This window comes from Luteimicrobium album, assembly GCF_030161555.1.
In the GTDB taxonomy this organism is placed as follows: domain Bacteria; phylum Actinomycetota; class Actinomycetes; order Actinomycetales; family Cellulomonadaceae; genus Luteimicrobium; species Luteimicrobium album.
Genome location: NZ_BSUK01000001.1, coordinates 2,340,672 through 2,364,322, shown reverse-complemented (window position 1 = coordinate 2,364,322; position 23,651 = coordinate 2,340,672). Strand labels below are relative to the sequence as shown.

Sequence of the window (23,651 nt, the reverse complement as noted above, 5' to 3'; positions counted from 1 at the left end):
TCGCCTACGACAACCCCCACCAGGAGGTCTACGAGCACTGACGGTGCCCGTCGATCGACGAAGCCCCCGCACACCGGTCGGTGGTGTGCGGGGGCTGCCGCCCGTCTCGGCGCCGGTGCGGGCCTCGCGACTACTGCCAGTGCGGCGGGACGTCGCGGCGCAGGCGCTCGTCGTTCGCATCGCCGCCTCGCTCCGCGCCGTCCGCGTCGACGTCGTCGCTCGTGCTGCCGAGGACGCTCTCACGCTCCGTGCCGGGCCGCACCACGCGCCGTCGGGCGCCGCGGCGGCCCGTGCTCCCGTCGTCCGGCGTGCCCTCCGTCGGGGCTTCGGGCGTGGTGTTCACGTCAGCGTCCGTGCCCGATTCCCCCGACGGCGTCGTCCCGCCCGACGACGCAGGCTCGCCCGAGCCGGTGGGCTCCCCCGCCTGTGCGACGGGAGCGACCGGCACGACCGGCAGCACGGGCTCCGGGGCCGACGGCTCGACGCGCCGCCGAGCGGCCGAGGCCGTCCGGGGCAACGACGTCGCGCCCGTGACGACGGACTGGCGCCCGACGCCGAGCCGCGCGTCCCGGACCGCGAGGGCCGCGCGTCGGATCCGCTCGGCCTCCTTCTCGGGATCGAGGAACGCCGCCGCCGACCACACCTGCACGACCGTCCAGCCCAGCCGTTCGAGCCGCTCGCGGCGCTGCCGCTCCCGGACCCGGACGCTCGGCTGCGCGACGTACGCCTCGTCGTCGGTCAGCACGGCCACGAGCAGCTCGCCGGGCACGTCGGGGTGCCCGACGACGAGCGGCACCCGGTCCGCCCCCGCCGGGCCGAAGTCCGTCTCGACGACCAGCCCGGTGCGCCACAGCCGCTCGGCCAGGTCGAGCACGAGGCGGTCGGTGCCGCGCGCGACGTCGACGCCGTTCCACAGTTCCAGGGCGTCGGCCTTGCCGTCGCGCTCCTCGGCGAACGCCAGGAGGTCGGCGAGGAGACGTGCCCCGGCCCCGCGCAGGCGGTCGGGATCGAGCTCGTCGGCGCGGAAGCACGAGACGACGTCGAGCCGTTCGCGGCTCGCGCCGACCGCGTCGAGCAAGAGCGCGTCACCGCCCGCCTCCCCGACCAGGCCGAACCGGTGCAGGACGCGCCCGTGCGGCGTCTTGCCGAAGCCGAGCGTGAGGATGATCGCGTCGCGCGTCAGGCCGGCCACGCCGGTGAGGTCCGCGACGACGACGGGCTCGGGCCGGCTCCCGGCGAAGAACCCGGCGAGCCCCGGGTTGCGCCGGACCTCGGCGAGCAGCGCCTCGCGGATCCGGGCGGCGTGCGCGGGCGTGACGGCGACGACCCCGAGCGTCTGCTCGGGCCGCGTCATCGCGTGCTCGATCGCCAGCTCGACGACGCGGTCCAGCTCGGCCTGCGTCGACTCGACCGCCCCCGACACCGGGTCCGGCATCCCGAGGCCGTCGGTCACGTGCAGGTGCACCGTCGCGCGCGACGCCGGGAGCGGCGCGGGCGCGAGGACGCCGTCGTACCCGTGCTTCGTGAGGAAGCCGACGAGGTGCGGGTCGCGGCGGGTCGCGTCCGACCGGAGCGTCAGCGTCGGGAGGACCCGCGCGAGCTCGCGGACCGCGGGCGTCGACGCCGACCGGACGTCCCCGACGACGACGATCTGCCGCCCGCGCGCGATCGCCGCGAGCAGCATCTCGAGCGGGACGTGCTGGACGGCGTCGAGCACCACGAGGTCGACGGTCCGCGTCGTCGGGAAGAGCTGCGGCACGAGCGTCGGCGTCGCGACCACCACGGGACGCAGCGCACGCACGAGCTCGGTGTGCCGCTCGTGCAGGTCGCGCACCGTCCGCAGGCGGCCCTCGATGAGCTCCGAGAACAGCGCCTTGGTGGCCTCGGGGTCGACACGCATCGCCTCGACCGTGCGCGCGTGCACGTGGTTGAGGACCGAGACCGGCAGGGCGGTCACGTGCCGGCGGTCCAGGTCGCGGAACCGCGCCGCCAGGGCGTCCAGCCCGGGACCGTCCTGACCGGTCAGCGCCGGGTCCGTCGCGACGATCTGCTCGAACACCGAGCTCCACCACGCCAGCTCGAGCTCCGTGCCCACGAGGCCCGGCGCCACCGCGCGGCGCGACAGGTCGTCGACGAGCTCCGAGAGACCCGCGGCCCGCGCGCGCCGGACGGCGGCCGTCCGCTCGGGCAGGTCGTCGAGCGCCGAGCGGTCCTCGGCCAGGGCGTCGAGCCGAGCCCCGAGGTCGTCGAACGACAGGTCCAGCAGCGCCCCGCCGCCCGGCGTGGGCGCGAGGACGCGAGACAGCTCCTCCACGTCGATCCGGACGGCCTCGTTCGTGTCCTCGATCGCCGACAGCCCCTCGGGCAGCCGCGGCCAGCTTCCCGTGGGGCAGTGTGTCGCCCACACGGCGCGCTGCGCCTCGACCTGCAGGAGTGCCGCGTGCAGGTCCGAGACCCGGATCCCGGGCCGCAGCATGTCCTTCGCGCGCCTCACCAGCCGACGCCTCGCCACGCCGCCCATCTCGATCCCGTGGTCCAGACGCCACTGCTTCGTCGCCGTCGCCTGCACCATGTCGACGGCCGGCTGCTCGAACACGAGCGGCTGGAACACGTCGAGCGTCCCGCGCATCCCGCCCAGCATCTGCAGCACGGCCTGCCACTCGCCCAGCGTCGTCGCCGCCGTCAGGTCCGTCTCGCGCGACACGTACTCGATCTGCTCGCGCAGCCGCGGGAGCGTCTGCGTCCGCAGCCGGTCGAGCCGCAGCAGCGTCGACCGGGCGTCGTCCTCCGTCTCGAGGTCCGCGTCGAACCACGGCGTCGTCGCCGCGTGCAGCGTGAACGCCCCCAGGTCCGCGGCCCGCTCCAGGTCCGCCGCGGCACCCGCGCGGGTGTCGTCGTCGAGCGCGCTCGTGACCTCCGACGACAGCCGGACCGCCGTCTCCGGCGCCGGCCGCTCCGACATCAGCCGCGCCAGCGCCTGCAGCGCGTCATACGCCGACACGCCCCACGGCGCCCGCGGCAGGTGCAAGGCCTCGATGTACGCCGTCAGACGCGCCCGCGCACCCACCAGCGCGTCCATCGTCTCCGCGTGCACCGACAGGTCCGTCTGCGCCGGCTCCGACGCCATCGCCGTCAGCAGCCGGTTCGCCGCCGACGCACGCCACCCCGGCTCCGCCGCGATCTCGAACGTCAGCTCGCCCAGCCCCAGGTCCCCCAGCCGCGACGACACCGCGTCCGCGGCCCGCCGGTGACCCGTCACGTACAAGGCCTGACGACCGCTCGCCGCGGCCTCCGCGAGCAGCGCCGCGACCGTGCCCACCACGTCCGAGCCCGACGGCGCGTCGATCGCGAAATGACCGCCCGCCACCAGCGCGTCCACCGCGCGGCGCTGCGCCTGGTCCAGGTCGCCCACGCCCCGCTCCAGCACCGGGTCACCGTCCGCCGCACGCTCCGGCGGCAGCGGCGTCCCCACCGGGACCGTCACCTGCGACGACCCCGCCAGTGCCGCCACCACCTCGTGCCGCGCCAGACCCGGCGCCAGCTCGTCCAGGTCGTCCACCAGGTGCTGCCCCGGGTGCACGAACGACCCCACCAGCCGGCGGTCCGTCAACGAGAAGTCCTCCAGCACCGCCGCGCCCAGCGTGCCGATCCGGGCCAGCACCGCCGACGGGTCGAACCCGACGCCCGTGAACGCGCCCTGTGCCAACGACACCGGGTCGATCAGCGCACCGTGGTCCCGCAGCGCCCGGACGAGGAGGGTGTTGAGCTCGACCGTGGGTTCGAGGGTGAGCTCGAAGTCGGTGCCGGAGCGACCGGCCGTCGAGATCGTCAGCGAGCGGAGGAGGACGGGGGCGTTGACTCGTCTCGGTGGTGGGCCGTCCCCGGTCGGGTCCGGTGCCGACGGTCCCGAGGCGCTCGGACTGGGCTCGGCCGCACGGACCGCGGTCGTGTCGCCCTCCGGCGGAGCGGCCGAGCCCTTGACGTCCTTCGCCGCCTCGGCCCCGTCGGCACCTCGAGTGCCCGTCGCGTTGCCGTCCTCGCTCGTGCGCGCCGAGGCTTCCAGCGCCAGCGGGGACGACGACGCGGCGAGCGCCGGGTGGACCGCGCGGAAGGAGGAGGTGGCCACCTTCGCGAGGGCCGCCATGTCGTCGGAGCGCGGGCCCGGGCCCGGGCCCGCCGTACCCGACCACGAGGCCACGCCGATCGCGAGGTAGGTGGGCGCCGTGCCGTAGCGCTGCGCGTAGTCCTGGGTCTGCGCGACGACGGCGCGCGCGTGCCGACGGGCCGTCGGCAGCGCGTCGGGCTCGCGGAACAGGTTGGACAGGCGCGTCGGGCGGCCCGCGAGGAGCTGCGCCAGTCCCGACGGGTGCGCCGAGGACAGGTCGAGGACCGCGTCGCCCAGCACCGTGATGTCCTCGAGGGACGAGCCGCCCACGTGCTCGACGAGCGCCACGCGCCAGCGCGGGAGAGCCGCCTCGACGGCCTCCTCGCTCGTCAGCGGGCCCGTCGGCTGCGTCGGGACTGCCGGGCCCTCGTCGCGGCCCACCACGGTTCCCTCGGCCTCGGCACTGCCGGACGGTGGCTGCGCAGCGGTCCGCACCGCGGCGTCGTCGCCGGGTGCGGGTGCCGTCGTCGGTGCGTCGCCGGTGCGCGCCCTGTCGCGCCGCCAGAGGCGGGCGAGCGGGGAGCCCGGCCGGTCCGGTTCGGGGTCGGGGCCTGCAGCAGTCACGCTGAAACGCTAACCGCAGGGCGGGAAGGCGCGGCACCGGCGCGCCGACGGCGGCGGGATCGCCCGGAAGCGCGGCGGCAGGCCGCGACCCGCACAGCCCCGGAAGACGACGAAGGCCCCGCCGGAGCGGGGCCTTCGCCTTCACGAGGAACGGCGCGCACCACGCAGGGGGCAAGCGGTGCGCGCCGTCGTAGAAGAGTGTGCAGGTTCAACTTTCGCCGCGTCAACACCCCGAGGCCGATTCGGCCGAACTTTTTGGACGACCGTCCATTTTCACAGGTCAGGAGCCAAAACAAGTATGTGGGACAAGCGTCCCGATTAAGCCCGGGAGGCCGAGCGTATCGACATCTGTCAATATCGCCTCATGCCCCAGGAGTCCCGCGCGACGTCCCGACGCGTCCTCGAGGCGGGCGCCATCAGCGCCCAGTCCGCGCGAAACCTCGCCACGATCCTCGGGGCGCTCGGGGACCCGGTACGGCTGCGCATGCTCTCGCTGCTCGGCACGGTCGACGAGGCGAGCGTGCGCGACCTCGCGGCGCTCTCCGACCTCTCCCAGCCGACCGTGTCCCATCACCTGCGGGTGCTGCGCGACGTCGGCCTCGTCACCTCCGAACGCCACGGGAACTGGGTCCGCTATCGCATCGCGCGGGGCCGCGGCCCGACCGTCGGGACGCTCTTCGACATCCTCGCGCCCGTCGCGCTCGACCCGCCCCGCACGCTGCGGCCGATGCGCCCCGAGGTCGTCGAGGACTCGCTCGACCGCCTGATCGGACGCCTCGCCGCGGTCTACCCGGAGGCGAGCTTCGACGTCGTCGGCCGGATCGTCCGGGAGTGCGCCACGACCCTGCTGCGCACCCGGACGACGGCCGGCTCGGTGCCGCTGCTCACGCTCGTCGAGCGATACGCCCGGCAACGGCTGTCCGACGCGTCCCGCGACCGGGCTCGCAGCGCTCCGCACGTCCTGTTCGTCTCGCAGACCGACACCGCCCGGTCGCAGCTCGCCGCGGCGCTGACGCGCCGGCTCTCCCAGCACCGCGTCGTCGTCCGGACGGCGGGCCTGACCCCGGGCGCGCAGATCCCCCGCAACGTCAGGACGCTGCTCACCGAGCTCGAGGTGCCCGAGGCCGCCGCGTTCCCCAAGGCGCTGACGGACGACGCGCTGCGGGCCGCCGACGTCGTCGTCACGCTCGGCTGCTCCGACGCGTGCCCCGTGCTGCCGCACGTGCGCTACGAGGACTGGGCCGTGGGCGACCCGACGTTCTCCTCCCCCGTCGGGTTCGCGGCGCTGCGCGACGAGTTCCAGGACCGTGCGGCGCGGCTCGTCGCTGACCTCCTCGACGAGCAGCTCGCGCCGACGCCGGAGTAGCGTCGGCCGTCCCGCCACCTGCGACCGCACCCCGGAGGACCCGTGCCGCGAGACCACACCGACGCGCTCAGCTGGGCGCAGGCCGGCGCGCGCGTCGCGTACGTGGACGACGCCCAGCCCGACGTCGTCGAGGAGCGCACGATCACGCGCGTCACCCGGTCCCTGGTCGTCACCGACGACGGCGCGCGCTGGCGCCGGCAGGCGCTCCAGCGCTCCGGGCCGTGGTCGGGGGCACTGCGCGTGCTGTCGGGGATCCGCGGCAAGTCCCTCGCGCCCCTGGACCACCCCGAGGTCGCCCGACGGCGCACCCCTCCCCCGCTGTGGGCATCGGACCGGGAGGCGCCGTCCCGCGGACGCGCCGGGTCGTGTGGGTCGGCGAGGACGACCCGCACCGGCTCGACGCCGCCACGCTCCGACTCGGCGCCGACGGCCTGAGCGCGACCGGGACCTCGCGCACCGACGCCTACGCCCTGAGCTGGACCCTCGACACCGGGCCCGGCTGGGTCACCCGACGCCTCGAGGTCGCGGTCCGCGGCCTGACGTCCCAGGGCGCGCCCTGGTCGCGCGACCTCGTGCTCGAGCGCGGCGACGACGGGCGGTGGCGCTGCGACGCCCGGGCCGCCGGCACGCTCGACGCCCCGCCGCCCGGGATCGCCGACCCGGCGCTGCTCGACGACGCGCTGGACTGCGACCTCGGTCGGTGCCCGGCGACGAACACGATGCCCGCGCTCCGGCTCGGCGTGCTCGACGGCGACGTCGCGCCCACGGAGCTCGTGATGGCCTGGGTCGAGGTGCCGTCGCTGCGCGTCGTCGCGGACCGGCAGACGTACGCGAGCGCCGTCGCCGGCGGGCCACGGGTCGCCCGGTACGCGAGCGAGCGGTACACGGTCGACCTGGAGCTCGATCCGGACGGCGTCGTCGTCCGATATCCGGGGCTCGCGCGCGCCGCCGAGCTGCCGGGAGCCTGAGCAGCGGACACCGAGAACGGCGAATCCGTTCTTCAGGTGGGCGCTGAAGAACGGATTCGCCCTTCTCGACGACGACGCCGGGCAGAGTGGCGACCGACTTGCCGTCTTCGCAACCGGGATTGCCGCCGACACCCGCGACCGCCGATGCTGGGCCCATGCCCGAGCACCAGCACGCCCACGCGCACGCGCCGCGCGACACCTCCGACGCCGTCGACGAGACGACCGCGTTCTGGGACGCGCGCTACGCCGAGCGGGACCGCATCTGGTCGGGCCGCCCGAACGCGGCGCTCGTCGACGCCGTCCGGGGCATGACGCCTGGGCGCGCGCTCGACCTCGGCTGCGGCGAGGGCGGGGACAGCGTGTGGCTGGCCGAGCAGGGCTGGCACGTGACCGGCGTCGACGTCGCGTCGTGCGCCGTCGCCCGCGGGCAGGACGCGGCGGTCGAGCGGGGCGTCGGCGACCGGGTCCGCTGGGTCGTCGCCGACCTCGCGTCCTGGCAGCCCGACGAGACCTACGACCTGGCGTCGGCGTGCTTCCTGCACTCGCCGGTGGCGTTCCCCCGCACCGAGGTCCTGCGCCGCGCGGCCAGTGCGGTGTCCCCGGGCGGGCACCTGCTCGTCGTCGGGCACGCCGGGCCGCCGCCGTGGGCGACGGACCACGACCACTGGCACGACCGCCCCGACCACGAGGCGGCCGCCCTGCTCGCCCCCGACGAGCAGGTGGCCGCGCTCGGGCTCGGCGACGCGTGGGAGACGATCGTCAGCGAGGTGCGCACGCGCGACGCCGTCGGGCCGGACGGCGAGCCCGCCCACCTGGACGACAGCGTCGTCCTGCTGCGTCGCCGCTGAGATATTCGGCCCGTCAGTCCTCCGCGGACTCGAACGCCGCAGTCTGCTCCTGCACCGCACGCACCCGCTTGACGTCGAGCTTCTCGCTGCGGTCGAACCGGTAGATCCCGTTCTGCTCCTGGAACACGTCCGTGAGCTGCGTGTAGCAGTAGCCGAACATGCGCGGGTCGCCGAGCAGGGCGTTCGTCAGGCCGGCGAAGCGGGCGTGGAACTCCTCCTCGTCCGCGACGCGCTGCCCGTAGCCCCACGACTCGGCGAGCTCGTCGCCGTGCGCCGCGGCGGCAGCGGCCTCGGGGTTCCACCAGATGCCGCCGTACTCGCTGACGAAGTACGGCTGGCCCTGGTACGGCAGCGACCAGGGCGCCTGCTCGGACCGGTTCTCCCACGGGCGGCCCTCGGCGAGGCCCCCGACGAGCCGGGCGAACGTCTCCGGGTCCTGCTCGTACAGGTGCGAGTCCCAGACGTCGGTCTCGCGGACGCGGTGCGAGTAGCCGCTCGCGTCGATCACGGGCCGCGACGGGTCCGCGAGCTTGGTCGCGAGGAACATGCCGCGCGTGACGTCGTCGAGCACGGTGATCCGGTCGTGCAGGTCCTGGAAGGTCTCGTTGAGCGGGCACCAGCCGACGATCGACGGGTGCGAGTGGTCGCGCTCGAGCACCTCGAGCCACTCCGCGACGAACGACGCGGGCGGGCGCTGGTAGTCGCCGCGCGGCCCCTGGCCCGAGACGCCCCAGTCGCCGAACTCGCCCCAGACGAGGTAGCCGAGCCGGTCGGCGTGGAACAGGTAGCGCTCCTCGAAGACCTTCTGGTGCAGCCGTGCCCCGTTGAACCCGGCCTCGAGGCCGAGCTCGATGTCGCGGACGAGCGCGTCGTCGGACGGCGCCGTCATGAGCGACTCGGGCCAGTAGCCCTGATCGAGGACGAGCCGCTGGAAGACGGGCTCGCCGTTGATGCGGATCGCCTGGCCGTCGATCGAGACCGAGCGCAGCCCAGCGTAGGAGCGCACGGAGTCGACGACCGCGCCCTCGCCGTCGCGGATCTCGACCAGCACCCCGTAGAGGTTCGGCTCACCCGGGGCCCACAGCGCCGCCCGCTCCGGCGGGACGACGACGCGCAGCGCCGGCGCCAGGTCGAGATCCGCGCGGGCGCTCGCCCGGCCGACCTCGCCGTCGCCGTCGCTCACCACGACGGTCACCGTGTGCCCGCGACGGTTCGCGGACAGCGGGACGACGACGTCGAAGGCCGAGCTCGCGACGTCGGGCGTGATCCGGGGCGACGCGCGTGCACGGCCGGGACCGGCTCCATCCAGACGGTCTGCCAGATGCCCGTGGTCCGGGTGTAGTTGCAGTGCGAGTTCTCGTACCAGGTGGCCTGCTTGCCGCGGGCCTGAAGGGCGTGCCGGGTGTCCCGGGCCCGCACGACGACGGTCACCGTGTCGCCCGCGGCGGCCACGCCGTGCAGGTCGGCCGTGAACGGGCTGAAGCCGCCGCGGTGCCGCGCGACCTCGACGCCCTCGACCCAGACGGTCGTGTCGTGGTCGACCGCGCCGAAGTGGAGCAGCACGTGGTGGCCGGCGCCGACCTCGGCCCACTCCGCGGGGATCGTGATCTCCCGGCGGTACCAGACGGCCTCGAGGAAGTCGACGTCCTCGATCCCCGACAGCGCTGACTCGGGGGCGAACGGCACGGTGATCGTGGTCGCCAGCGGGCGCTCGCGGAGGCCCCGCTCGAGGCCCGAGTCGCCACGGTCGATCTCGAACTCCCACGTGCCGTTGAGGTTGAGCCACCGGTCGCGGACCGCCTGCGGGCGCGGGTACTCGGGGCGCGGCACGGGGGCCGGGAGGGTGCGCTCGTCGGGTCGTAGGCGTCGAGGGGCAGCGGCTTGGTCATGACTTCTCCGTCGCGGTCGCCGGTGGTCGGGGCGCGGAGCGGTGCTCCGGCTCGCCGTGGATCATCGCCATAGTGCAACGTTGAATCACACCCACGCAAGCCGCCACCGGCCGCGTCCGCCACAGCCTCGGGACCGCTCAGGCCCGCGCGGTGCTCTCGCGCACCAGCAGGCGGTGCGGGACGACCACGTCCGCGGGCTCCCCCGGCAGCCCCTCCACCTGGGCCAGGACCCGGTCGACCGCGCGCTCGGCGATCGCGCGGACGTCCGGGGCCACGGTCGTCAGCGACGGGTTGGCGAAGCGCCCGTCCTCGGTGTTGTCCCACCCGACGACGCCCACGTCCTGCGGCACGCGCACCCCGTTGCGGCGCAGCGTGTGCATGACGCCGAGCGCCAGCTCGTCGTTCGCGCACAGGATCCCGTCGACGTCCCCGACCCGGGCCAGGACGTCCTCGACGGCGCGCGCCCCCGAGCGCCGGTCGTAGACCGAGGCGGGCAGCACCCAGTCCTCGCGGACCGGCACGCCCGCGGCCTCGAGCTCCTCGCGGAAGCCGCGCAGCCGCGGCATCCCCGACCGCTCGACGCCGGGCTCGGCGCCGACGAACGCCAGCCGCCGGCGGCCCGTGTCGAGCAGGTGCCGCGTGGCCTCGCGGGCCGCCAGGACGTTGTCGATGCTCACGTGGTCGGTGTGCACCGTGCCGCTCGACGGGTCGCCGGGCCGCTCGCCCAGCAGCACCATGGGGGTCGCGCCGCGCAGCGCGTCGGCCTCCGACAGGCTCAGCTCGAGCGGCGAGAACACGATGCCGTCGATGAGGCGCACCTCGTAGCCCCGTGCGGCCGCCTCCTCCGCGGAGCGGTCGCCCCGGGTCTCGTCGATGAAGACCCGGTACCCCCGGGCGGCCGCGACCTCGATCACCTCGTGGGCGAGCGTCGCGAAGTACGGGGCCTGGATCAGGGGACCGCGAGCGCCAGGATGTGCGTCCGGCCCTGGCGGAGCTGGCGTCCGGCGAGGCTCGGGCGGTAGCCGAGCTCGGCGATGGTGCGCTCGACGCGCTCCCTGGTCGCGTCCCCGACGCGGCCCGTCCCGTTGACGACGTTGGAGACCGTCTTCCACGAGACGCCTGCCGCCGCGGCCACGTCCTTGATGCCCGGTGGCCGGCGTGTCTCGTCGCCCACGTGTCACCTCCCGCTCGATCGTGCGTCCGTCCCGATCCGGCCGCCGCCACTTGACGCGCGAGCCTCGGGTAGTCCATCTTGATGCAACGTTAGATCGCAACGTTGCACCAAGGAGGTCGAGGATGACCGCGCGACGACGACCGGGGTACGCCCCGGCGGGTCCGGTACCACCGGGCCGGGGACCGGGCGGCGGCCCGGGGATGTCACGACGAGGGTTCCTGCAGGCGGCGCTCGTCGGCGCCGGCGCGGTCGCCATCGGCGGGGCGCTCGCCGGCTGCGCCACGGGCGCCGACGGCAGCGGCCGCACGACCGTCCGCATCTGGGACCTCTTCTCGGGTGCCGACGGCGCGAACATGCAGACCATGCAGGCCGCGGCCATGAAGGCCAACCCCGACGTGTCGATCCAGTCCGTCACCCTGGCCTGGGGCTCGGCCTACTACACGAAGCTCGCGATGGCGTCGTCGGGCGGACGACCGCCCGAGGCCGCCGTCATGCACATGTCGCGCCTCGCGGGCTACGCCCCCGGCGGTCTGCTCGAGCCGTACGACCTGGACAAGCTCGCCGAGGTCGGCATCCGCAAGGAGAACTTCGCCCCCGCCGTCTGGGAGCGCGCGACGTACCAGGGCGAGCTCTACGCGCTGCCCCTCGACACGCACCCGTTCATCTCGTTCTACAACCCGAAGATCGCGAAGCAGGCCGGCCTGCTGGGCAGCGACGGGAAGTTGGTCTCGCTCGACGGCGTCGACACGTTCCTCGACGCCGGACGCGAGATGGCCAAGGTCACCGGCAAGACGGGCATGGCGTTCGGGTACCTGCTCGACACCGCCCAGGCGTGGCGCCTGTTCTGGGGCCTGTACGGCCAGACAGGCGCGGGCTACGAGCTCGTCCCCGGCAAGGCCGCGCAGCTCGACGAGAAGGCCGCGACCGAGGTGATCGAGCTCATGCAGTCGATCCTCGACGGCAAGGTCGTACCCGCCAACCAGGACTACGCGGGTGCGATCGCGAGCTTCACGACCGGGCGCTCGGGCCTCATCCTGTCCGGCGAGTGGGAGCTCCCCGCCTTCAAGGCCGCCATCCCCGACGTCGGCGGCATGCCGCTCCCGACCCTCCTGGGCACGCCGGCCAACTACGCCGACTCGCACTCGTTCGTCCTGCCGAAGCAGGCCCACCCGGACCCCGCGCGTCGGGACGCCACCTACCGCGTCCTCGCGAACCTGCTCTCGCAGGGCAGCCTCACGTGGGCCTCCGCCGGCCACATCCCGGCGTACCAGCCCGTGCTGTCCAAGCCCGAGTACCAAAAGCTCACGCCGCAGCGCGACTACGCGCACGCCGGCGAGATCGTCGTGCTCGACCCCGCCGTGTGGTTCGCGGGGGCCGGCAGCGACTTCCAGGCGCGCATGTGCGATGCGATGTCCGCCTCGCTCCAGGGCAAGGCGAAGGCGAAGAGCGCCGTCGACGGGATGCTCCGCGAGATGGACCGCCTGCTCAAGACCCCCAACCCGGCCTGAGACGAGAGAGGACGACGATGACCGTCTCCAGCACCCCCGCCGTGGGGCAGGCCGCGGACCGGCCCGGCCGCCACGCCGGACCGGCTCCCCGGCCCGCGGCCGACGGCGTGAGGACCCGCCGCGGCGTGCGCGACCGCTCCGGCTACCTGTTCGTGCTGCCGTTCGTGATCGCGGGCGGGCTGTTCCTCGCCTGGCCGATCGTGTCCGGGCTCTGGATGAGCCTCACGAACCGCAGCCTCACCGGCCTCGGCTCCGAGTTCATCGGCTTCGACAACTACGTCGAGGCCTTCAAGGACCCACAGGTCTGGCAGACCCTCTGGCAGACCCTGCTCTTCACCATCCTCTCGACGATCCCGCTCGTGCTCGTCGGGCTCGTGATGGCGCTCCTCGTGCACACCGGCCTGCCCGGTCAGTGGCTGTGGCGCACGTCGTTCTTCGCGTCCTACCTGCTGCCGTCCGCCGTCGTGGCGTCGGTGTTCGTGTGGATCTTCCAGCCCGACATCGGCCTCGCGAACACGCTGCTCGACAAGGTCGGCCTCGGCCCGGTCGGGTGGCTCACCGACAAGGGCGTCGCGATGCTGTCCATCGCGATGGTGACCGTCTGGTGGACCGTCGGCTTCAACTTCCTGCTCTACCTCGCCGCGCTGCAGGGCATCCCCGGCACGCTGTACGAGGCCGCGACCATCGACGGCGCGGGCGGCTGGCGTCGCCTGTTCTCGATCACGCTGCCCCAGCTCGGGAAGGTCACGGGGATCATCCTCGTGCTGCAGATCCTCGCGTCGCTCAAGGTCTTCGACCAGGTCTACCTCATGACCGCGGGCGGCCCGAACGGCAGCACCCGCCCGATCCTCGAGTACGTGTACGACACGGGCTTCACGAACTACCGGCTCGGGTACGCGTCGGCGATCTCGTACGTGTTCTTCGCGATCATCCTGGTCCTGACCCTCCTCCGGCTCCTGCCGTCGCGAAAGGGGCGCTGACATGGCCGTCACCGAACTGACCTCTCCCCTCGCCCCCACCCTGCCCGACGGCGCAGCCACGGCCGGGCACGACAGCTGGCGGGACCGGCGTCGGGCACGGCGGGCCGAGCACCGCTCGATGGCCCGGCTGACGCTCGGGACCAGCCGGGCGGCGCGCTGGGGCGCGATCGTCGCGCTCGTGGTGCTGGCCGTCGTCTGGCTCGTGCCGTTCCTGTGGGCGATCGACACGTCGTTCAAGTCCGAGACCGACGCCGCGTCGAGCGCGTCGTGGTTCCCGGCCGCGGGCTTCACGGTCCAGGCCTACCGCGAGGTTCTGGGCCACGGCGACGTGCTGCGCTGGATGCTCAACTCGACCGTCGTGTCCGTGGCGGTCACGCTGCTCACGGTGCTGATCTCGGCGATGGCGGCGTACGCGTTCTCGCGCACCACGTTCCGGGGCCGCAAGGTTCTTCTCGGGCTCACGGTCGCCGCGATCATGGTGCCGGGCCAGATCCTCATCGTGCCGCTGTTCCAGCAGATGCAGGCCTTCGGGCTCGTCGACACGCTCGCGGGCGTGATCCTGCCGCAGATCGTCGCGCCGGTGATGGTGTTCATCCTCAAGGGCTTCTTCGACGCGATCCCCGAGGAGCTCCTCGACGCCGCGCGCATCGACGGCGCGGGCCCGTGGCGGCTCTTCTGGACCATCGTCGTGCCGCTGTCGCGGTCGATCCTCGTGGCCGTCGCGATCTTCGTGTTCATCGGCGCGTGGAACAACTTCCTGTGGCCGTTCATCGTCACGAACGACCCGAACCTCATGACGCTGCCGGTCGGTCTGTCGACCGTGAAGAACGCCTACGGCGTCCAGTACGCCCAGACCATGGCCGCAGCGATGGTCGCGGCCCTGCCGCTGCTGGTCGTGTTCATGGTCTTCCAGCGCCGGATCGTCCAGGGCATCGCGACGACGGGCATGGGCGGGCAGTAGGCCCCCTTCCTCGGAACGCACGGACGCCCAGCACGCAGCGCGTGCTGGGCGTCCGTCGTCGGTGCGCCTGGGCAGATTCGAACTGCCCAATCGCAGCCCCGTAGCCACCCGCGGCTCTCATCACTCTCGAAGGTCTTGGCCGAACGCCAACGCCTGAATCGCCCCGGGTTCGGTGGGACCCCACAGAGTGGCTCGGCCGGGTGCTCCTGTGGCTGCTCCTGCTCCCCGTCGGGATCTGGCGCTCGGTCGCCCACCCCGGAGCACGCGCGACGCGAAGGCCCGGCGCGGGGCCGCTGCCGCTGCCGCTGCCGCCGAGCAGCGCACGCTCGAGCAGCAGCGGCTCGACCTCGAACGCGAGCGTCTTGAGCTCGAGAAGCAGCGCCAGCAGCACCGCTGACGCGCCCGTCGTCGAATAGACACGAGGCCGCCCCGCCAGCACGGATGCCGTGGTAGCGGGGCGGCCTCGTTCTCATGCGGGGTTGAGCGGGACGTACCCGTTCTCCGTCGCATCGAAGATCCATCGCGCTCCTGCATCCTGCGCGATGGCCCAGGCGATCACCTCATCACGGGACCCGTGGATGTCGCGCGACTCCTCGCCTCGCTGCCACGTCGCTGTCCAGAGATCCTCGCCTAGCTCCACCCAGTTCACGAAGACAGCAGCTTGCTCGTCAGTCATCCGAGTAACTCGACAGACGCGGCTGAGACGGGAGCGACTCTTGGAAGTAGTACGCACCCGAAGACTGGCGGTGACCCTTGTACGACTTCGCCCACATGTACCAGCGTCCGGGGTACGCGGACGAGATGTCGCGCCACGACGCCTCGTGAACGATCGTGATCCATTGCGTCGTGTTCTCGTAGGTGGTCGCGCCGGGCTTGGGCCACTGCGACGAGACGTCAGCCGACTTCGTGCCGAATACCTTCGGGCCGAACGTCTTGCGAGGTGACTCCTTGTTTCCACCGGGGTGTGCTGAGGAGACGTAGAACCGCTCGCCCTCGAGCACGGTCTGGCTGGTCCCGCGGGTCGCCTTGAACCAGAACGGGTAGGAGGTCGTCTTGGCACCGGACGCCGTGACCTTGAAGTACATCTGAGCGGACCCGAGTCCGATCGTTCCGTATCCGTAGGCGACTCCGCCGGAGTACGTCGTGTGAGCGGTGTCAATAAGGGTCCAGCAGCCAGAGATGTCGCAGATCGTCCCGGTCGACAGCGGCTTGACGGTCTCCTCTGACGCTTCCGCCTTGCTGATCTTCCCCTCGGCGAGAAGGCTCGAGAGGGCCTCCTTCTCGATGGCCACGGCCTTTGCGGGTGTTGTGTCGGGGCAGGTCCAGGCTCCGACACGCTCTGAGATGTCGAGATCGCATTGGTCGCTCTGGTCGGCCTGGCTGTCGTCAGTAGCCGTCGCGGTGTCCGCGTCGAGGAAGTCGGACGCTGCCAGGGTCGCGCCGTCGGTCGGCGTGCCAGCGTCGTCAGCGTGCGCGCTCGGTGCGACGAACGCCGCGGTCACCAGAATGGCCGCCGCGGCACCGCGAGCAATCTTCTAAGTTGCATCATTCCCCCTGTCTCTTGACTTGTCCGGGCCCCCTCCATCAGGCCCACGCGGACGCTAGCAGCGTTACGTCTGACACTCAATAGGTTGGGGCTACCTAATCGCAGACACGAGCGAAGCCGTCGACGAGCCGCTCACCGCTCCGTACGACGAGCACCGGGTGCGCTATGTCTCGGGCTGCGCCCACACGGCCGTCGCGCCGCACGCCTCGCAGGGGCGCGCGAGGCGGAACGGGTGTATCCCCTCCCCCGTATGCCGGCCGACCTCGCCGCGCGCCTGCCAGAGCGCGTCGGTCACCGTGTCGCCGAGCGTCGGGTCTGCGTCGTAGACGGGCCACAGGGCCGCCCCGAGGAACCGGAGCCCGGCGACGGTGCCGCGCCCCGCGGACGCGGTCCCGGTCGGACCACAGGCCCACGCGGAGCACCCCGCGCACGATGGGGACGTGCGTGTCGACGACGTGGTCAACGACGGCGCGGGTGTCGATGATCTCGAGCCGGACAGGGACGGGGATCGACGCGCCGGATGACCGGCCGCCGCCCCCGCCCGCGGCCGGCGAGCCCTCGCGGACGATGAGGCCGCCGAGCTTGACGTACCCGTCGACGAACTCCTCGACGCACCCGCGCATCTTCTCGAGGTAGGTCGCCCACCGGCGGGCCTCGTCGTCGTCGGCCGCGTGTCGGCCGCTCACGCGGTGGCCTCGGACAGGACGCGGCGGCACTGGTCCGCGCCGCGGTTGGCCCGCTCTGCGGCCTCGGGGTCGTGGAAGCAGACCCGGACGCCGGTCGACTCGACGACGTACCCGTCCGCGTCGCAGAGCGGGCACCGGTCGATCTCCTGGCAGCGGAGCCGCGCCTGCTCCTCACGCTCGCGACGCTCGGCCGCAGCGGCTGCGCGCGCCTGCTCTCGCTGTCCGAGACGGCATCGGTGCGATCGACTGGATCGTCTCTCGCGGTCGCACCTGGCACCAGGACCCGGGAGCACGGCGGCGGATTGAGGCAGAAGCCGAAGAGCAGTTCGAGGGGCGCATCACGATCGACCTCACGACCGGTGAGGACAGGGAGGTCTGACCGCTCACGAGAGCACCGCCTTTCCAGTGATGGCCTGGACGACCGCCCCGACGATGTCGCGGGTCGCGGGTGGGGTGACAGCGTTGTCGGCGGCCTTGACCTTGTCCTGCGCGGACGGGGCCTTGCCCTTCCGCTTGCCCTTCGAGTAGGGGACGTCCCAGTCGCAGGTGTCGGGGAACGCCATGCCCTTCGCGACCTCGTGCGGGCGGAGCATCCGGTACAGCACCTCGGGGACCATGCGCTCAGCGCGCTCGAGGCCGGCCGGCGTGACCTCCGGCCGCGGATGCTGCAGGAGCGACTGCGTGCCGCCCGCCGTGAGCGTGCGCAGTTCCTCGAACACCGGCGTTGTCATCTCCGCGCCACCCGAGTTGTGGCGGTGCACGAGAGCGAACCGGTCGTGCGTGGTCAGGGTGCCGATCGGGTCGGAGGCTGGACGGCCGCCGCGCGAGTTGCCGTAGTACGGGGTGAGCAGCGCCTCCGGGTGCTGGGCGAGCGACATGTTCTCGCCGTTGGCCGTGAGGGTGCGCAGCTACTCCTCCGACGTCGTCGTGTGTCGCGCGGGGTCGCCGCCCTCGATCCCGTAGTGCCGGGCGATGAGGGCGTGGTGGTTGCCGCCCGCGGCGCACCGCGCCGGGCGGGGATGACCTGACCGGGGACACGCGCCTGACCGCCGTCGCCGAGGTGTGGGTCGCGGAGATCGTCGACAGTGACCTCGCGATCAACACGGTGCGCCGGTACCGCGAGGTGCTCGAGATGCACGCCCTGCCCGCCGTCGGGAACCTGCGCGTCCGCGAGGCGACCGTGACGCGGCTCGACGGGCACCTGAAGGCCGTCGCCGACGGCGTCGGGCCGCCGACCGCGATCCTCGCCCAGACCGTGCTCTCCGGGATCCTCGGGCTCGCAGTGCGGCACGGGGCAGCGGCCACGAACCCGATCCGCAACGTCGCGAAGATCCACAGCAAGACGCCGGACCCGCGCCCGCTCACGCTCGAGGAAGTCGAGACGCTCCGCGTCTGCGTCATCTCGTGGCAGGAGCGGGAGACGACGAGCGGTCGCCCGAAGCGCGGCCGGCCGCCCACGCGTGACCTCCTCGACGTCGTCGACCTCATGCTCGGGACCGCGATGCGCATCGGCGAGGTGCTCGTGCTGCGCTGGGACGACGTCGACCTCGACGAGGGCACCCTGCTCGTCACGGCGACCGTCGTTCGCGAGGACCAGGAGCGCAGGCCGCGGAAACTGATCCGCCAGGAGCACCCCAAGACGACGACCTCGCGCCGTCGCCTCCCCCGGTTCGTCGTCGACATGCTCATGCGCCGCCGCGTCGAGCAGACGGGCGAGAACCCTCGGAACCTCGTGTTCCCGTCCGCGGTCGGCACGTTGCGCGACCCAATAACGTGCGCGCGGCGTGGCGGAAGATCCGCGCCGAGGCCGGGTTCGGGTGGGTCACGCCGCACACGTTCCGCCGCACGGTGGCGACGCTGATCGAGCCGGACGAGGGGATGAAAATATCTTCTGAGCATCTCGGACACGGCCACGAGAACGTCACCGCGCGCCACTACGTGCCGAAAACCCACGAGAGCCCGGACGTGCGGAGCGTTCTCGACAATTCCGTGGGCGCTGTCGTGAATACCGCCAGTAAACGGCCACAGGCCGAGGCGTAGACGATGCGCCCGCGCCGGGCGTCTACGCATATGCGCAGGTCAGCGCAACACTTTCGGTGCGCCTGGGCAGATTCGAACTGCCGACACCCGCTTTAGGAGAGCGGTGCTCTATCCCCTGAGCTACAGGCGCGCGGGCCGCTCGTGGAGCGGTCCGGGGACGCGCGCCAGCCTACCGGGACGGCCTGTGCCCGCGCGAACCACGGCGGTTCGCCCGAATCGTTACGACCCGGCCCTGCGAGCCCCCGTTTTTCACCCGCTCGACGGCATCCTTCACCCTGCGTGAGGCTGCCGATCCGGGGAGAGTGGCAGAGCCGGAGCGACGGGTCACGAGGCCGCCGCTCCGGCGTCACGTACGTACGCACCACCCAGGGGCAGTTCCAGATGACAACGTTCGACCTCACGGTGGACGGCGCCGCCGCCTCCACGACCTCGCCCGCGCGCGTCCGCGCTCACGAGCGCGCCGCACGCCGGGCCCGACGGCGCTGGTTCCGCGCCGGGAGCCTCTGGCTGCAGGCCGCGGTGTTCGCCGTCGCGCTGGGCGCCGGGCTCTTCACCGGCTACCTCATCAACCGCTGACCGGCTCAGGCGCGGGCGGCCGCCCGCTCGTAGCTGACGAAGCGGTACCGCACGCCCGAGCGCGACGTCTCCCACGCGCCCGTGTCCCGGGCGGCCCAGACGCCCCCGTCGACGGGTGGCGCCCACGCGTCCCCCTCGACCTCGAGGTCGAGCTCGGTGACCTCGAGCCGGTCGGCGTGCCCGATCGTCGCGGCGTAGACCTGCGCACCCCCGACGACCCACGTCTCCTCACCGCCCGGCGCCTCGACGGCCAGGCGGAGCGCCTCCTCGACCGTCGGCGCGCCCCTCACGTCCGCCTCGCCCGAGGCGAGGTCCGCGCCCGCCGCGGCGCCGTCGTCGGGCACGGGAAGCCAGCCGCGCTGCCGGCTCACGACGACGTTCGTGCGGCCGGGCAGCGGCCGGAACCGCGCGGGGAGCGAGTCCCAGGTGAGCCGGCCCATCACGACGGGGTGCCCGAGCGTGAGGGCCTTGAAGCGGGCGGCGTCCTCGGGGACCCGCCACGGCAGCGCGTTGCCCGCGCCGATCACGGGACGCCCGGCGGCGTCGTGCGCCTGCGCCCAGACGAGCGCGAGCACTAGACGGCCACCGGCGCCTTGATCGCGGGGTGGTGCACGTAGCCCAGCACCTCGAGGTCCTCGTACGCGTAGTCGAAGATCGAGTCGCGGGGCGCGACCCGCAGCGTCGGGTACGGGTAGGGGTCGCGGGCGAGCTGCGTCCTCACCTGCTCGACGTGGTTGTCGTAGACGTGGCAGTCCCCGCCCGTCCAGACGAAGTCCCCGACCTCGAGGCCCGTCTGCGCGGCCACGAGGTGCGTGAGCAGCGCGTACGACGCGATGTTGAACGGCACGCCCAGGAAGAGGTCCGCCGACCGCTGGTAGAGCTGGCACGAGAGCCTGCCGTCGGCGACGTAGAACTGGAAGAACGCGTGGCACGGGGGCAGGGCCATCTGGGGGATGTCCGCGACGTTCCACGCCGACACGATGAGACGGCGCGAGTCCGGGTTGGTGCGGATCTGGTCGATCACGCCCGCGATCTGGTCCACGTGCCGCCCGTCGGGCGTGGGCCACGAGCGCCACTGCACGCCGTAGACGGGGCCGAGCTCGCCGTCGTCGTCGGCCCACTCGTCCCAGATGCTCACCCCGTTCTCCTGGAGCCAGCGCACGTTCGACTCGCCGCGCAGGAACCACAGCAGCTCGTAGGCGACCGACTTGAAGTGGACCCGCTTGGTCGTGACCAGCGGGAAGCCCTGCGCGAGGTCGTACCGGAGCTGGGCGCCGAAGACGCTGCGCGTCCCCGTGCCTGTGCGGTCGTCCTTGTGCGTGCCCTCCGCGAGGACGCGCGCCAGCAGGTCCTCGTACGGGGTGGGGACGGTGCCGCGCGGGGGCGTGGTCGGAATCGCTGCGTCGTCGGCCATGTTGGTCATCGTAGGTGGGCCTGCGGCCCGAGAGCACGAGCCGCGCCCGTGCGTACCGACACACCGATGGGATGATGCCCGGATGAGCACCGAGACGACGACACCCGCGACCGAGACCGACGCGATCCCCACGTCGAGCCCGTCGGCGACCGACCCGCTGTGGGTCGAGCGCACCGGCCCGCGCACGTACCGGGGTTCTCCGGCCGCGGCGCCACCGTGGAGATGGGACCCTCGAGCGCGGGCGCGGTCTTCACGCCCGGCGAGCTCCTCAAGGTCGCCCTCGCGGGCTGCGCCGGGATGTCGAGCGACGTCCCGCTCGCGCGCCGGCTCGGCGACGACTACAAGGTCACGATCCGCGTCGAGGGCGTCAAGAACCTCGAGGAGGACCGCTACCCCGAGCTCACCGAGATCATCGAACTCGACCTCTCCGCGCTCGACGACGCCACGCGCGACCGCGTCCTCGCCGTCGCAGAGCGCTCGATCGAGCAGACCTGCACGGTCGGGCGGACGCTCGAGGCCGGCGTCGTCGTGAAGCGTGAGTTCGTCGAGCCCGCGTCGGCCGTGGACGCCGGCGAGGCGACGGCCTGACCATGGCGAACGAGGCGCTGCCCGGTCTGCCCGTCCCCGCATCAGCGGACGCCACGGGACGCGAGGTCGCGCGCGCGACCCCGGTCCTCGACGCGATCCTCGACCGCGCCGTGGCGATCCCGGCGCCCGCGATCCGGCGGCACGTCGAGTCCCTGCGGCGCCGCAACCCCGAGGCCGGTCCGGCGCAGCTGGTCCGGATCCTCGAGAAGGAGTACGCGACCGTCCTCGGGGCCGCGGGTGGCGCCGTCGGGGTGGCGGCGGCCGTACCGGCGGTCGGGACGGGCGCCGGGCTCGTCCTCAGCTCGAGCGACGTGGCCACGTTCTTCGCGAGCTCCGCGGCGTTCGCGCTCGCCGTCGCCGAGGTCCACGGGATCGAGGTCGTCGACGCCGAGCGCCGCCGCGCGCTGCTCCTCGCCTCCGTGCTCGGCGCGAAGGGCGCGGCGACCGTCCAGAAGGCGGCAGCCGGGTCGGGACTGGCATGGGGTCAGACCCTGCTCACCGCCATGCCCGCCTCGACGCTCGCCCAGGTCAACCGGGCCCTCGCGAACAAGTTCCTGCGGACCCAGCTCACCAAGCACGTCGGGCTCACGCTCGGCCGGGTCGTGCCGTTCGGCATCGGCGCGGTCGTCGGGTTCGCGGGCGGGCGGGCCCTCGCCCGCACCGTCGTCGGGCAGTCGCGGACCGCGTTCGGGGAGCCGCCGGCCGACTGGCCCGTCGTGCTGCGGGTCGTCGAGCCCGCCGCCGACGACGCCCCACCGGTCCTCGAGCACCGCTCGCCACCGCGCAAGCACGGTCCCGCCCGGCCCCGCTGGCTCGGAGGACACCGAGAGGACCGATGAGCGTCCGACTCGTGCACGAGCTGGCGCTCCCGGCCGACGAGGCGTTCGCGCTCGTCGCCGACCCGCGCACGCACGGCACGTGGGTGCCGCTCACGCGGTTCGAGCCGGGAACTGCCGGTGACGCCGCCGTCGTCACGCCGGGCGACGGCACCTGGAGCCCCGGCCCGGGCGCGACGTTCACGGTGGTGAGCGGACCAGGTGCCCGGCGCGGCGGGCCGGGCTTCGTCGACCGCATGCGGATCACCACCTGGACCCCGCCCGCGCCCTCCACCGGGCCCGACGACGCGAACCGGCCCGGGCTCGCGGAGTTCCGCAAGCTCGGGCCGGTGCTGCTCGGGACCGCCGGCTTCCGGGTGGAAGCCGTCTCGGCGTCGTCGAGCCGTGTGGTGTGGTGGGAGGACGTGCATGTCACCGACGTCATGCCGCGGGGGCTCACCGCCCCCGCGGCCGACGTCGTGCTCCGCCTGATGATCCGGGGCGGCTGGCGCCGCCTGGACCGGGTGGCGTCGCGCGGGGGCCTCAGCCCTCGCTGACGTCGCCGCCCTCGTCCTCGCGTGACGCGCCGTCGGACGCGGCCGGCGCCTCGCCCGCGAGGATCAGGTAGACCTCGCGGCGGGCGCGGGCCAGCACGTCGACCGTCGCCGCGACCTGGGTCGCGTCGCCCGTGCGGGCGACCTGGGCGATCGCCTGCGCGAGCGCGCCCCCGGCCTCGCGGAGCTCGAAGCCTCCGCGACGACCGCCGGTCGACGCGTCGGACCACGGCTCGCCGAGCTCGTCGGCGTGCTCGGTCACGTAGGTGCGGCCGGCCTCGGTGAGGCTCGCGAGGCGACGGCCACCGCCGTCCTTGAGCTCGACGAGCCCCTCGTCCTGGAGCAGGTTGAGCGCCGGGTAGATCGCGCCCGGGCTCGGGCGCCACACGCCACCGGACTTCTCGCCGATCCGCTGGATCAGCTGGTAGCCGTGCATGGGCTCCTCGGCGAGGAGGAGCAGGACGGCGGCGCGGACGTCGCCGCGCCCGGCGCGGCGTCCGCGGCCACGGCCGTGGCCGCGCCCGCCGGGGCCACCGAAGCCGGGACCGCCGGGGCCGAAGCCCCCGGGGCCGAAGCCCCCGGGTCCGAAGCCGGGTCCGAAGCCTCCGCGCCCGAAGTCGGCACGGTTGAAGTCGCCGCGACCGAAGTCGCCGTGGTGGCCGCGGCCTCCGCGACCCGAAGGACGGCCCTGGCGAGCGCGAGCATCGCGGGGGTCGGAAGGGTTCTCAGGGTTCTGGAAAGTGAATGCGGATCGCATGGGGGACCTCCTCGAGGTCGGGTCGATGTTGTTCGTGGGGCCGACGGCGTCGCTCCTGCCGGTCGTGGGCCGGGCGCTCTGGCGGGGCCTCGGGCGGGCGTTCCGTCGTCGACAGTCGTTAACGATATATCGCTGATGCATCGCTGTCAACACCTGAGGTTGCCGACCTGACGGGGCGGGTCGGGGTTGCGAAGGAGGCGAAGCCCGTGGTGGGCCTGGCGCGACCCGAGCGTCGCCCCACCACTCGACCTG

23 protein-coding genes, 1 tRNA gene and 1 pseudogene are annotated in these 23,651 nt (G+C 73.4%); 14 read left to right on the top strand and 11 right to left on the bottom strand.

The genetic code is table 11. The annotated features are described in order from the left end of the window. Window positions 1-130: 130 nt before the first annotated feature. Window positions 131-4,729, bottom strand: coding sequence for a hypothetical protein (locus QQK45_RS12245; RefSeq protein WP_284293494.1), 4,599 nt, complete (start codon window positions 4,727-4,729; stop codon window positions 131-133). Between the two features lie 364 nt (window positions 4,730-5,093). Between QQK45_RS12245 and QQK45_RS12240 the strand changes: the two genes are divergently transcribed. From QQK45_RS12240 to QQK45_RS12225, 4 genes are all read left to right on the top strand, one after another. Then, on the top strand, window positions 5,094-6,095 hold the full coding sequence (locus QQK45_RS12240) for a metalloregulator ArsR/SmtB family transcription factor (RefSeq protein ID WP_284293493.1): 1,002 nt from the start codon (window positions 5,094-5,096) through the stop codon (window positions 6,093-6,095). A gap of 42 nt (window positions 6,096-6,137) precedes the next feature. Then, entirely contained in the window at window positions 6,138-6,530 is a 393-nt protein-coding gene (locus QQK45_RS12235; RefSeq protein WP_284293492.1) for a hypothetical protein, read from the top strand. Next, window positions 6,461-7,063, top strand: a complete 603-nt coding sequence (locus QQK45_RS12230; RefSeq protein ID WP_284293491.1) for a putative glycolipid-binding domain-containing protein — start codon at window positions 6,461-6,463, stop codon at window positions 7,061-7,063. Before QQK45_RS12235 ends, QQK45_RS12230 begins: the two co-directional genes overlap by 70 nt. Before the next feature lie 155 nt (window positions 7,064-7,218). Then, window positions 7,219-7,911: an SAM-dependent methyltransferase gene (locus QQK45_RS12225; RefSeq protein WP_284293489.1), complete on the top strand. Its 693-nt coding sequence runs from the start codon at window positions 7,219-7,221 to the stop codon at window positions 7,909-7,911. Between the two features lie 13 nt (window positions 7,912-7,924). Here QQK45_RS12225 and QQK45_RS12220 read toward each other — a convergent pair. The 3 genes and pseudogenes from QQK45_RS12220 to QQK45_RS12210 all read right to left on the bottom strand — a co-directional run bounded on the left by QQK45_RS12220 (window position 7,925) and on the right by QQK45_RS12210 (window position 10,974). Beyond that, window positions 7,925-9,741: pseudogene (locus QQK45_RS12220) on the bottom strand (glycoside hydrolase family 2 protein). Window positions 9,742-9,937: 196 nt separating this feature from the next. Continuing rightward, window positions 9,938-10,714, bottom strand: a complete 777-nt coding sequence (locus QQK45_RS12215; protein WP_284293488.1) for a LacI family DNA-binding transcriptional regulator — start codon at window positions 10,712-10,714, stop codon at window positions 9,938-9,940. 35 nt (window positions 10,715-10,749) lie between these two features. Then, window positions 10,750-10,974 carry a LacI family DNA-binding transcriptional regulator gene (locus QQK45_RS12210; protein WP_284293487.1) on the bottom strand — a complete coding sequence of 75 codons (225 nt, stop codon included), beginning with the start codon at window positions 10,972-10,974 and terminating at the stop codon, window positions 10,750-10,752. A 200-nt stretch (window positions 10,975-11,174) separates the two neighbouring features. Here QQK45_RS12210 and QQK45_RS12205 point away from each other — a divergent pair, with 200 nt between their 5' ends. The 4 genes from QQK45_RS12205 to QQK45_RS12190 all read left to right on the top strand — a co-directional run bounded on the left by QQK45_RS12205 (window position 11,175) and on the right by QQK45_RS12190 (window position 14,820). After that, window positions 11,175-12,482, top strand: a complete 1,308-nt coding sequence (locus tag QQK45_RS12205) for an extracellular solute-binding protein (RefSeq protein WP_284293486.1) — start codon at window positions 11,175-11,177, stop codon at window positions 12,480-12,482. A gap of 17 nt (window positions 12,483-12,499) precedes the next feature. Continuing rightward, the gene (locus QQK45_RS12200) at window positions 12,500-13,462 is read left to right on the top strand and encodes a carbohydrate ABC transporter permease (protein ID WP_284293485.1); all 963 of its coding nucleotides are present in this window, start codon (window positions 12,500-12,502) and stop codon (window positions 13,460-13,462) included. 1 nt (window position 13,463) lies between these two features. Beyond that, a complete protein-coding gene (locus QQK45_RS12195) occupies window positions 13,464-14,423 on the top strand; it encodes a carbohydrate ABC transporter permease (RefSeq protein WP_431310267.1) in 960 nt (319 codons plus the stop codon). 208 nt (window positions 14,424-14,631) lie between these two features. After that, complete coding sequence (locus QQK45_RS12190; RefSeq protein WP_284293484.1) at window positions 14,632-14,820, top strand: hypothetical protein; 189 nt, start codon at window positions 14,632-14,634, stop codon at window positions 14,818-14,820. A 72-nt stretch (window positions 14,821-14,892) separates the two neighbouring features. Here the strand turns inward: QQK45_RS12190 and QQK45_RS12185 are convergent, their stop codons facing one another. The 3 genes from QQK45_RS12185 to QQK45_RS12175 all read right to left on the bottom strand — a co-directional run bounded on the left by QQK45_RS12185 (window position 14,893) and on the right by QQK45_RS12175 (window position 17,533). After that, the gene (locus QQK45_RS12185; protein WP_284293483.1) at window positions 14,893-15,099 is read right to left on the bottom strand and encodes a hypothetical protein; all 207 of its coding nucleotides are present in this window, start codon (window positions 15,097-15,099) and stop codon (window positions 14,893-14,895) included. Next, on the bottom strand, window positions 15,092-15,715 hold the full coding sequence (locus QQK45_RS12180) for a hypothetical protein (protein WP_284293482.1): 624 nt from the start codon (window positions 15,713-15,715) through the stop codon (window positions 15,092-15,094). The genes QQK45_RS12185 and QQK45_RS12180 overlap by 8 nt, the downstream gene beginning before the upstream one ends. Before the next feature lie 1,323 nt (window positions 15,716-17,038). Continuing rightward, window positions 17,039-17,533 (bottom strand): hypothetical protein, encoded by a 495-nt coding sequence (locus QQK45_RS12175; protein ID WP_284293481.1) that lies wholly within the window; start codon window positions 17,531-17,533, stop codon window positions 17,039-17,041. A gap of 182 nt (window positions 17,534-17,715) precedes the next feature. Between QQK45_RS12175 and QQK45_RS12170 the strand changes: the two genes are divergently transcribed. Then, window positions 17,716-18,516, top strand: coding sequence for a tyrosine-type recombinase/integrase (locus QQK45_RS12170; protein WP_284293480.1), 801 nt, complete (start codon window positions 17,716-17,718; stop codon window positions 18,514-18,516). Continuing rightward, on the top strand, window positions 18,504-18,695 hold the full coding sequence (locus QQK45_RS12165) for a hypothetical protein (RefSeq protein ID WP_284293479.1): 192 nt from the start codon (window positions 18,504-18,506) through the stop codon (window positions 18,693-18,695). The genes QQK45_RS12170 and QQK45_RS12165 overlap by 13 nt, the downstream gene beginning before the upstream one ends. A gap of 57 nt (window positions 18,696-18,752) precedes the next feature. Here the strand turns inward: QQK45_RS12165 and QQK45_RS12160 are convergent. Next, window positions 18,753-18,825: transfer RNA gene (locus tag QQK45_RS12160), tRNA-Arg, on the bottom strand. Between the two features lie 251 nt (window positions 18,826-19,076). Here QQK45_RS12160 and QQK45_RS12155 point away from each other — a divergent pair. Continuing rightward, complete coding sequence (locus QQK45_RS12155) at window positions 19,077-19,271, top strand: hypothetical protein (RefSeq protein ID WP_284293478.1); 195 nt, start codon at window positions 19,077-19,079, stop codon at window positions 19,269-19,271. A gap of 5 nt (window positions 19,272-19,276) precedes the next feature. Here QQK45_RS12155 and QQK45_RS12150 read toward each other — a convergent pair whose 3' ends face one another. Together QQK45_RS12150 and QQK45_RS12145 are read right to left on the bottom strand one after the other, a co-directional pair. Then, window positions 19,277-19,846 (bottom strand): dihydrofolate reductase, encoded by a 570-nt coding sequence (locus tag QQK45_RS12150; protein ID WP_284293477.1) that lies wholly within the window; start codon window positions 19,844-19,846, stop codon window positions 19,277-19,279. After that, window positions 19,846-20,685, bottom strand: coding sequence for a thymidylate synthase (locus QQK45_RS12145; protein ID WP_431310266.1), 840 nt, complete (start codon window positions 20,683-20,685; stop codon window positions 19,846-19,848). Before QQK45_RS12145 ends, QQK45_RS12150 begins: the two co-directional genes overlap by 1 nt. A 222-nt stretch (window positions 20,686-20,907) precedes the next feature. Between QQK45_RS12145 and QQK45_RS12140 the strand changes: the two genes are divergently transcribed. From QQK45_RS12140 to QQK45_RS12130, 3 genes are read left to right on the top strand one after another with little or no spacing between them, the layout of a single operon-like run. Next, window positions 20,908-21,273 (top strand): OsmC family protein, encoded by a 366-nt coding sequence (locus QQK45_RS12140; RefSeq protein WP_284293475.1) that lies wholly within the window; start codon window positions 20,908-20,910, stop codon window positions 21,271-21,273. 2 nt (window positions 21,274-21,275) lie between these two features. Next, window positions 21,276-22,112, top strand: a complete 837-nt coding sequence (locus QQK45_RS12135) for a hypothetical protein (RefSeq protein ID WP_284293474.1) — start codon at window positions 21,276-21,278, stop codon at window positions 22,110-22,112. After that, on the top strand, window positions 22,109-22,645 hold the full coding sequence (locus QQK45_RS12130) for an SRPBCC family protein (RefSeq protein WP_284293473.1): 537 nt from the start codon (window positions 22,109-22,111) through the stop codon (window positions 22,643-22,645). Before QQK45_RS12135 ends, QQK45_RS12130 begins: the two co-directional genes overlap by 4 nt. On the opposite strand, the gene QQK45_RS12125 is transcribed toward QQK45_RS12130, so the two are convergent. Next, on the bottom strand, window positions 22,632-23,399 hold the full coding sequence (locus QQK45_RS12125) for a PadR family transcriptional regulator (protein WP_284293472.1): 768 nt from the start codon (window positions 23,397-23,399) through the stop codon (window positions 22,632-22,634). The genes QQK45_RS12130 and QQK45_RS12125 overlap by 14 nt on opposite strands. Window positions 23,400-23,651: the final 252 nt, after the last annotated feature.